Here is a 305-nt window from a genome sequence, read left to right on the forward strand (position 1 = left end):
GAGGCAGAGATGCGTAGCTGATGGGAAGCAGGTTAATATTCCTGCACCGTCGTATGATGCGATGGGGGGACGGATCGCGGAAGGTTGTCCAACTGTTGGAATAGTTGGTTTTTGGCTCATAGAAGGCGCTTAGGCAAATCCGGGCGCGCAATTCAAGGGGTTGAGACGAGTGAATTTATTCACGAAGCAATCGGAAGTGGTTCCAAGAAAAGCCTCTAAGCTTCAGTCATACGAGACCGTACCGCAAACCGACACAGGTGGGCGAGATGAGTATTCTAAGGCGCTTGAGAGAACTCGGGAGAAGG

Annotated in this window: 1 rRNA gene; it reads left to right on the forward strand. The window is 51.5% G+C overall.

Annotated features, from left to right (window positions below):
* Positions 1–305: ribosomal RNA gene (locus GCN78_RS29030) — 23S ribosomal RNA — on the forward strand; the annotation flags it as partial.

This window comes from Janthinobacterium rivuli (genome assembly GCF_009208735.1).
Taxonomy (GTDB): domain Bacteria; phylum Pseudomonadota; class Gammaproteobacteria; order Burkholderiales; family Burkholderiaceae_D; genus Janthinobacterium.